Origin of the sequence: Methanoculleus sp. UBA413 (assembly GCF_002502935.1) — an archaeon.
Lineage (GTDB): Archaea > Halobacteriota > Methanomicrobia > Methanomicrobiales > Methanoculleaceae > Methanoculleus > Methanoculleus bourgensis.
On sequence record NZ_DAQR01000114.1, the window covers coordinates 3,091 to 11,346 of the forward strand.

Annotated in this window: 7 protein-coding genes and 1 pseudogene; 7 read left to right on the plus strand and 1 reads right to left on the minus strand. The window is 63.9% G+C overall.

Going from position 1 to position 8,256, the window contains the following annotated elements; translation table 11 throughout:
* Nucleotides 1–498: NEW3 domain-containing protein (locus BP858_RS09460; RefSeq protein ID WP_286879369.1), on the plus strand; the 498-nt coding region annotated here is incomplete at its 5' end.
* 847 nt (nt 499–1,345) lie between these two features.
* Here the strand turns inward: BP858_RS09460 and BP858_RS09465 are convergent.
* The gene (locus BP858_RS09465) at nt 1,346–4,129 is read right to left on the minus strand and encodes a PAS domain S-box protein (protein ID WP_286879370.1); all 2,784 of its coding nucleotides are present in this window, start codon (nt 4,127–4,129) and stop codon (nt 1,346–1,348) included.
* A gap of 208 nt (nt 4,130–4,337) precedes the next feature.
* On the opposite strand from BP858_RS09465, the gene BP858_RS09470 reads away from it, so the two are divergent.
* The 6 genes and pseudogenes from BP858_RS09470 to BP858_RS09495 all read left to right on the plus strand — a co-directional run.
* Nucleotides 4,338–5,045 (plus strand): PIN domain-containing protein, encoded by a 708-nt coding sequence (locus tag BP858_RS09470; protein ID WP_062265279.1) that lies wholly within the window; start codon nt 4,338–4,340, stop codon nt 5,043–5,045.
* A 402-nt stretch (nt 5,046–5,447) separates the two neighbouring features.
* Nucleotides 5,448–6,182, plus strand: a complete 735-nt coding sequence (locus BP858_RS09475; protein WP_062265281.1) for a HesA/MoeB/ThiF family protein — start codon at nt 5,448–5,450, stop codon at nt 6,180–6,182.
* A gap of 13 nt (nt 6,183–6,195) precedes the next feature.
* Nucleotides 6,196–6,474, plus strand: a complete 279-nt coding sequence (locus tag BP858_RS09480) for a ubiquitin-like small modifier protein 1 (RefSeq protein WP_062265284.1) — start codon at nt 6,196–6,198, stop codon at nt 6,472–6,474.
* A gap of 6 nt (nt 6,475–6,480) precedes the next feature.
* On the plus strand, nt 6,481–6,897 hold the full coding sequence (locus tag BP858_RS09485) for a molybdenum cofactor biosynthesis protein MoaE (RefSeq protein ID WP_062265287.1): 417 nt from the start codon (nt 6,481–6,483) through the stop codon (nt 6,895–6,897).
* Complete coding sequence (locus BP858_RS09490) at nt 6,894–8,108, plus strand: YcaO-related McrA-glycine thioamidation protein (protein ID WP_286879371.1); 1,215 nt, start codon at nt 6,894–6,896, stop codon at nt 8,106–8,108. The genes BP858_RS09485 and BP858_RS09490 overlap by 4 nt, the downstream gene beginning before the upstream one ends.
* Nucleotides 8,068–8,256: pseudogene (locus BP858_RS09495) on the plus strand (TfuA-related McrA-glycine thioamidation protein); the annotation flags it as partial. The gene BP858_RS09490 and the pseudogene BP858_RS09495, both read left to right, overlap by 41 nt.

An 8,256-nucleotide genomic window follows, 5' to 3' on the forward strand; every position in this document is an offset into this window, starting at 1 on the left:
GTCGACGTCGGGGAGTACAACTTCACGGCGCTGATCGACTCTGCGGCCCGGCAGTACGAGGAAGACCTCACCCTCCGGCTCCGGGGGTCATACAGCATGCGGACCTACACGAAGAGTTACCGCCATGATATCGACCGCGGTGACACCCTCGCGTTCGACGTGACCATCACGAACGCTGGCGTCGGAGGCGCCCTGACGAACATCGGGATCAACATGAGCGCGCCGCAGGGGTGGCGGGCGACCGTCGACCCGGCAACGGTTGCGAGCCTCGAGCCCGGCGAGCGGGCGACGGTGCAGGTGACGGTCGTCCCGCCGGCAGATATCGTCGCCGGCGAGTACAAGATCGTCGCCCTGGTGAAGAGCGACCAGGCCGAGGGAGAAGACGAATACCGGGTCGTGGTGAAGGAACAGTCCTATGTTGCGATCCTCGGCCTCCTGGTGATGGCCGGGGTCGCGGCGGGGCTCTGGTATATGTTCAGGAAGTACGGCCGCAGGTAGGGCCGGGATCCTGAACATCTTTTTTCGGCCGGTGGAAAAACCCTGCTGCATCGAGGCATCTTCAATTCAAGGGTGAGCACATCCTAAACGTACCCTGCGACCGGATATCCACAGGGTTCAGAGCATGCTGGCGCACGTTCGCACAGAAGTGAGCAATATCCCGCGTCACAAGCGCTGGCACGGCTCTCCACCGGGTATACGCCCGGGCGGGGGAGGGACCGGGAGAGGGTGTCCCCCCATCGGCGCGAACGCAACCATGGGTGCACTGCGTTCCGGGTTGGCTATCGGCGAGGTTCAAGCTCTGTTGAACCCCCGTGTCGGTTCTGGTGTTCGTCCCCACCCACCTCAGCATGGGTGGTGAACGCGGAGTATCCCCCGGCTCACCCGGGCAGCGGACCGTGGTGGGAATCGCCCTGGGGGTGGGGGCAGGGGAGGAGGCTCGCCCCCCGCAGGCGGCGGAACCTCGTAACCCCCTCCCCGCAGGGACCAGGGGCAGTGCCCGGGCACGATGAACTCCCGGAGCCAACCGGCCGGGCTCTCACCGATTGCCCCCCGACATGGATCAAGACCGTTTTCCAAGGTGATGGACGATTGACCGCAGACCGGCCAATAGTGCCCGAAACCAACATTCGTCTCCTGAATTGGACGGTATCCTCACGAGTCTCCATACCGAACGTTCGCGCGTATGGGGCTTGCCCCCCGGAAGAGGCATTTCGGGACGACCTCGGTGTGAGGCGGCTCGCCAATGGCCGCACTTCTGCGCGAGTCAACCTGGGGTGCATGGGGATCAGTAGAACTGGCAACTATTATCCCTGGCGAGAAAGATACGGGTCGGCCATCACCGCTTTCACTCGATCCGGGCGCCGTTCTCCGGCGCCACAATCTCAAACCGCGCCCCCTTGCCCGGCGTCCCGGTCTCCCGGATGTCAATCCCGGTGATCGAGAGGATCTCCCTGACCAGGAAGAGCCCGAGCCCGGTGTGGCTCCCGAACCCCCGCTCGAATATCTGATTCTTATGCTCGTGCGGGACCCCCACACCGTTATCCTCCCAGACGATCCGGACGCTGCCTCCCTCCGACACGGCCGTGACCCGGATCTCGGTCACGGTCTTCCCATGCCGCACGGCGTTCTCCAGGAGGTTGTAGAAGACGGACGAGAGGAGCGGATCGGCGTAGAGAGAAACCCCGTCGAGTTCGTTGACGATCCGGATCCCGGCCGGCCGGAGCGCCCGTGCCGCCGACGTAACCAGGGGTGCGACGAGGAACCACCGGGGAGAGCGGACACCAAGGTCCTGGTAATCCCGGGTGAACTCGATCTGCGACTGTATGATCTCAGCGGCGGCCTGCTGTTTCTCGAGGGCCTCGGCGACGTCCTGGTCGAGCGGCCGGTCCTGGAGGAGGGCGATATGCCCGAGCACCACGGTCACCTGGTTTAAGATATCGTGCCGCACGATGCTGTTCATCAGGCTGAGTTTCCTGTTGGCCTCGATGAGCGCCGCCTCAGCCTGCTTCCAGGCATCGATGTCATGGATAGCGTACTCGACCGCGACCAGACGCCCGGCATCCCCGTAGACCGGTATCGTGCAGACCTCAACCCAGACATAGCGCCCATCTTTCCTGAGCACCCGGAAGGCGTACAGCCGGTCGGCACCCGGCTCCTGTAGCATGGCACGGAAGACCTCCCGGTCGTCGGGATGGACCGACCGTTCAACGAGGCCGGGGTCGCCCATGTACTCCTCGCATGTATACCCGGTCAGGTGCTCCCAGGATGGGCTGACATACTCGATAGCCGGTGGCAGTTTCGTTGCACGGACATAACAGTCATGCGACCGCTCCACGAGCGTCCGGAACCGCTCCTCGCTCTCCCGGAGCCGCTTGTGCCCGTGAATCCGGACAAGGAGGTCGGCGAGCAGGTTGCCGACGACCGTGAGCAGGGTGACGTCATCCCTTGACCAGAGCCGCTCCTTCATAACGGTCTCAAACCCCATGAACCCCACGACCTCATCGGCGGTTGCGACCGGCACTAGGATCACCGACAAAACCCCGTACTCCTGGAGGAACTCGCGCTCTGCCGCGGCCTCTGCTGGCAGGTCGGCCAGGACCGGGATGCAGATCGTTCTATCGGCTGCAATCTGCGCCATCCCCCAGGGGAACTCGGTTGGGATCCCCTGCAGGTGCGCCATCTGCGGCTCGACCCCCTCCGCGCACCACTCGTGGGTGTTATCCATGACGGTGTGGTCGTTGCTGAACCGGAAGATGTAACTCCGGTCGACCCCCAGGAACGACCCGAGCGCCTGTATCGTCTCGTTCAGGGCATCGTCCAGGTCGTCAGGGTCGAGGGCGACGAACCGCGCTGAGATCGAACTCACCACCTGCTCAAGGTCTATCCGGTGCCTGATCTGCGCTTCCATCCTCTTCAGCTCGGTGACATCCCGGAGCGACTCGATGGCGCCGGAGAGCCTCCCCCGTGCATCGTAGAGGGGGGACGCCTTCCCCCAGAGGCAGGTCCCCTCCCCGCCATTGGGCGATGGGATATGGATCTTGCGGGTGATGCTCTCTCCTTTGCGGGAGAGAACACTCTCTGCAAGCAGCGGGGAGCAAAACCCGGGCACCCTTCCGGAGACCGCCCCGGCTCCCAACCCGATGATCTGGCTCTTCCGGATCCCGGTCACCTTCTCGATCGCCCGGTTCCAGATGGTCACCGTCCCCGCGCGGTCGAGCACAAACGTCGGGTCAGGGAGAAAATCGATGATGCCCTGGAGGGTTGCCTGGTAATTCTCCATCTCGCAGCACTGTGCCGCGAGCGACTCCTGGCTCGCTTTTGCCTCCTCAAACGCCGCGGCCATCTGCTCATGCGCCGCGCGCAACTCCTCCTCGAACCGCTTCCGGTCGGACACATCAACCATCGACGCGACTGAACGGTCTGTCCCCGGGATGAGCCCAACCGTCATGTACACGTCCTTTGGTGTGCCGTGCTGGTCCACCAGCCGAAACTCGTAGGTGCGCGGCACCGTGCCCGGCGGGCGAAGACGGGCACGGTGGTAGCCGGAAAGACGCTCCAGGTCCCTGTCAGCGACAAAAGCGGTCCAGGGCATCTTCCCCTCAACCTCCTCCCGGCGGTAGCCGGTGAGATCCGTAAACCCGCTGTTTACCAGGGAGACCGTCATGTCGCTCTCGATGATGATCGTAGCGGCCCCGGTGTGCTCGAAGATGCTCTGGTACATGTCACCGGCCAGCTGCACATCCGCCTCTGCCTGTTTCCGCGCAACCGCCTGGAGGATCATGTTCCGGAGTTCGGCGAACTGGGCGGAGGGGTCGCCGCCTTTCCTGAGGTAGAAGTCAGCCCCGCTGTTGAGCGCATCGATGACGACATCCTCGCGGCCGCGGCCTGAGAAGATGATGAACGGTATCGCCATGCCGCGGCGGCGGACCTCCTTTAAGAACGCAATGCCGTCCATCTCCGGCATCTCATAATCGGAAACAACGGCGTCGTACCGGGTTTTGGCGAGCATATCAAGCCCCTGCGTCGGAGACGTCGTCGTCTCGACCTGTATATCCCCGGACCGCGCGAGCCAGGCTCTGGTTAATTCGAGGAGGGCCGGCTCATCGTCGACTGCGAGAACACGGAACATATACCCACCACATACGTGAAGGGTGGTCGATATGCTTCAATAAACATTTGTATTTGGGAACTATACGTCTTTTCACTAAAATATGGTATAATATCGACCATTCTGGCGTATCGGATCCGTAGCGCCGTCATCCGGGATATCTGGCCAGGGAAACATTTGTCATGCCCGGGAAATATTTATCACTCCCCGCGCCATCAACCCGGGACCGATGACGTGCGTATGTATTGATACAAACCTTTTCCTTGAACTCTATGGGACTGATGAGGATCCCGGGGAGATATTCGCGGATATAGGAGCGCTCAAGGAGTATCTTGTCTTCCCGGATATCATATTCGACGAGTTCCTTCGCAACCGGTCAAAGGTCCTTGACCGGATCGCGGACGACCTGCGAAAGCGGGAGACCGGGGAGGTCCTGTTGCCCTCAATCCTCCGGGAGAGCCCGAAGGTCGCCGCGCTGCAACGCACCGGTGAGGACTACAATCGGGTGGTCTGGGCCCTCTACGACAGTATCCAGGGGATGATCATAGACCCCGCCGCCGACCCGGTCGCGCGCGCGTTCCGCGATCTTGCGCGCGACCCTGCCGTGCGGGTCTTCCGCCGGACCGAGGACCTCATCACACGGGCCCACCGCCGCAAACTCCTCGGGAATCCCCCAAAGAGCCCGGGCACCGATACCATCGGCGACGAGGTCATCTGGGAGACGCTCCTCGCAAACCTGGACGAGGACCTTATTCTCGTTACCCGGGACCGGACCTACCGGTATCGCACCGCCTACCTCACGGAGGAGTACCGGGAGAGGACCGGCGGTGCGCTCGCGATCACCGACCGCGTCTCAGATGCCTTGAAGATCACCGGGAGGCCGCCGTCGCCGGCGCTGGTCAGGTTTGAAGGCAGGGATGAAAAGAGCGCCGGGTGAGGGAGCTCGCACGCGCCGGGCAGGTTTGGGGTGGCAACTGCTAGACCAGGAGTATCTACTATCACGAACACTTATTGCCTTACGCAGGGGGTCGCGGAGTGGCGAAACGGGATTTGTGGAAGCTTGCCACAGGAAGCGTTTTGATCTCCTCACCACGGCTCAATTTTTCGATGAAACGCGCATAAGGCAGCGCTTCATGCTGCACGGATGAAAAACAGCCTGCTCCCCGGAGAGTGGACCGTGGTGGCGCTTCGCCGCTGGGGTGGGGGCAGAGGCTGGCGTGGCCAACACCCGCTGGCACACATCCGCCCCGGGGCTTGCCCCAAAACTCAATCATAATGTTAAAATCGCCTGAGACACCACATAATCTCGTGTTCACCCGCGCGGAGGACTGATGGAACGATGCTCACGGACCAGGAACTGGAACGCTACCGGCGGCAGATCGCGCTCTTCGGGGAGGAGGCGCAAGAACGGCTCGCGAGCGCCCGGGTCGTCATCGCCGGGGCCGGCGGGCTCGGGTGCCCGGTCGCCCTCTACCTTGCCGCTGCCGGCGTCGGGGAGATCCGGCTCGTCGACGGCGACGTTGTGGACCGGAGCAACCTGAACCGGCAGGTGCTCCACGGTGAGCGTGACATCGGGCGGGCGAAGGTCGAGTCAGCGGCCGCGAAACTCCGGGCGCAGAACCCGGATATCCGGGTCGTCGCGACGTATGCAACCGTCAACGAAGGGAACGCCGCCGCGCTCGCCGGCGGGGCCGACCTCATCATCGACGCCACCGATAACTTCCCGGTCCGCTACATCCTCAACCGGGTGGCGCTCCAGAGCGGCGTGCCGCTCATCCACGGGGCGGTCAGGGGGTTTGACGGGCAGGCGACGACGATCATCCCCGGCCGGACGGCATGCCTGGCATGCATATTCCCAACCCCTCCGCCGGCGGAGGAGGTCATCCCGGTGGTCGGCACCACGCCCGGAATCATCGGGCTTGTCCAGGCAAACGAGGCAATCAAGTACATCACCGGCACCGGCGACCTCCTCACGAATCGGCTCCTTGTCTGGGACGGCCGGGCCGCCGTCATGGCGACCCTGCCGGTCGAGCGGCAGGAGGACTGCAGCACGTGCGGGATCGATCGGTGCTAGAGGAGAAGAAGATATGCAGATACGGGTCAGGGCTTTTGCCCGGTTGCGGGAGGCCATCGGGGGAGACCTCACGCTCGAGGTTCCCGGGGGTTCAACGATGGCCGGGCTGCTTGCTGCAGTCGGGGAGGTCTCGGAGGAGGCGCACCAGGCGCTTTTTGGCGAGAACGGAGAACTCCAGGGATACGTGATACTGATGCACAACGGCAGGCGCGTGCGCAGGGCTGAGGTGGAGACCCTCGCCCTCGCCGACGGGGACGAGGTCGCGCTCTTCCCGCCGGTGGCAGGTGGGTGATTGAGGATGATCAGCGTAACAAGAGACGATTTTGATGTAAACGCCGTGATCGACCGGGTGAGGCGGCCCGATATGGGCGCCCTGGTCACCTTCCTCGGCGTCGTCAGGGACGACGGGATCGAGGAGATGGACCTTGAAGCCTATGAGGAGATTGCGACGAAGGAGATGGAGACGATCAGGGATGAGGCGTTTGCAAACTACCCCATCGAGGCGGTCGAGATCATCCACCGGATTGGAAGACTCCGGGTCGGGGAGAACATCCTCCTTATCGTCGTCGGCGCCGGGCACCGGAAGGAGGCGTTCAGCGCATGCGAGTACATCCTTGAGCGGATCAAGCAGAGCGTGCCGATCTGGAAGAAGGAGTTCGGGATGGACGGCAGCGAGCGCTGGGTGCCGGGAGAATACCCCGGAGGCGACGCGTGATCAGGCTGCAGTCGTGCCGGAAGGCCTACTCGAAGGAAACCCAGCGGTCGGTCCCGCCGGAGGAGACGCTTCGCCGGGCGCGTGAGTTGCTCCCCGCAGCCGGGATCACCCGGGTCGCTGATATCACGAGCCTCGACCGGGTCGGGATCCCGGTCTTCTCAAGCATCAGGCCAACCGCAGCGACCGGGGCGATATCGGTCTACAACGGCAAAGGCGCCACCCCCGTCGAGGCGGAAGTCTCGGCGATGATGGAAGGGATCGAGCGCTACTCAGGGGAGATGGATGACCGGGAGACCGTCGTCGGGCGCTACAGCGAGGTCTCGGCTGAGATGACCGCGATCAACCCGGCCGACCTGGTCCTGCCCCCCCGGGTCCCGGCCGATATACCGGTCCCCTGGGTTTGGGGGTATGATATCGTGCAGGAGGAGGAGGTGCTCGTCCCTGCCCACGCGGTCTACCACCCTCTCCCGGTGACCTGCGGCCGCCTCTTCCGGACCAACACGAACGGGCTTGCCTCCGGAAACACCATCGAAGAAGCAACCTTCCACGCCCTGATGGAGGTGGTCGAGCGTGACGCCTGGTCGCTCGTCGAGGCGACCCGGAAGACCGGCCCCCGGATCGAGGGGATCACCGACCGGCTCGCCGCCGATCTGCTCGCGAAGTTCGCGGCCGCCGGGGTCGAGGTCACCCTCAAGGATATCACGAGCGATATCGGGGTCCCCACGGTGGCAGCGGTGGCCGACGACGTGGTGCTCAAGGACCCTGCGCTCCTCACGATCGGGATGGGGTCGCACTCCAGCGCCGGGATTGCGGTCCTCCGGGCGCTCACCGAGGTTGCGCAGAGCAGGCTGACCCAGATCCACGGCGCACGGGAGGATACCGATACCGCGGACGTCAGGCGAAAGATCGGCTACGAGCGGACGAAACGGCTGAACCGGCACTGGTTCACTGATGGCGACGCGATCGAGTTTGCGGCCATGCCGTCGTTTGACACCGACGACTTCCTCACCGACATTCACCACGTCACCGACCGGCTCGGCGCTGCCGGACTCTCCCGGGTGATCGTCGTCGACCTCACCCGGCCCGAGATCGGCGTCCCGGTCGTCCGGGTGATCGTGCCGGGGCTTGAGATCTACGCGGTGGACCAGGACCGGATCGGGAGGAGGTGTCGTGACGCACGGAATCGTCGTCTTCCTCGGTCCCAGCTGTGACCGCATAACCGCCCGCGAGATCCTTGACGCCGAGTACCGGCCGCCGGCGAGGCGGGGCGACATAACTGCGGCCGTAAACGCCGGGGCCACAATCATCGCGCTCATCGACGGGGTCTTCTTCCAGGAGAGCGCCGTCGCCCACCGGGAG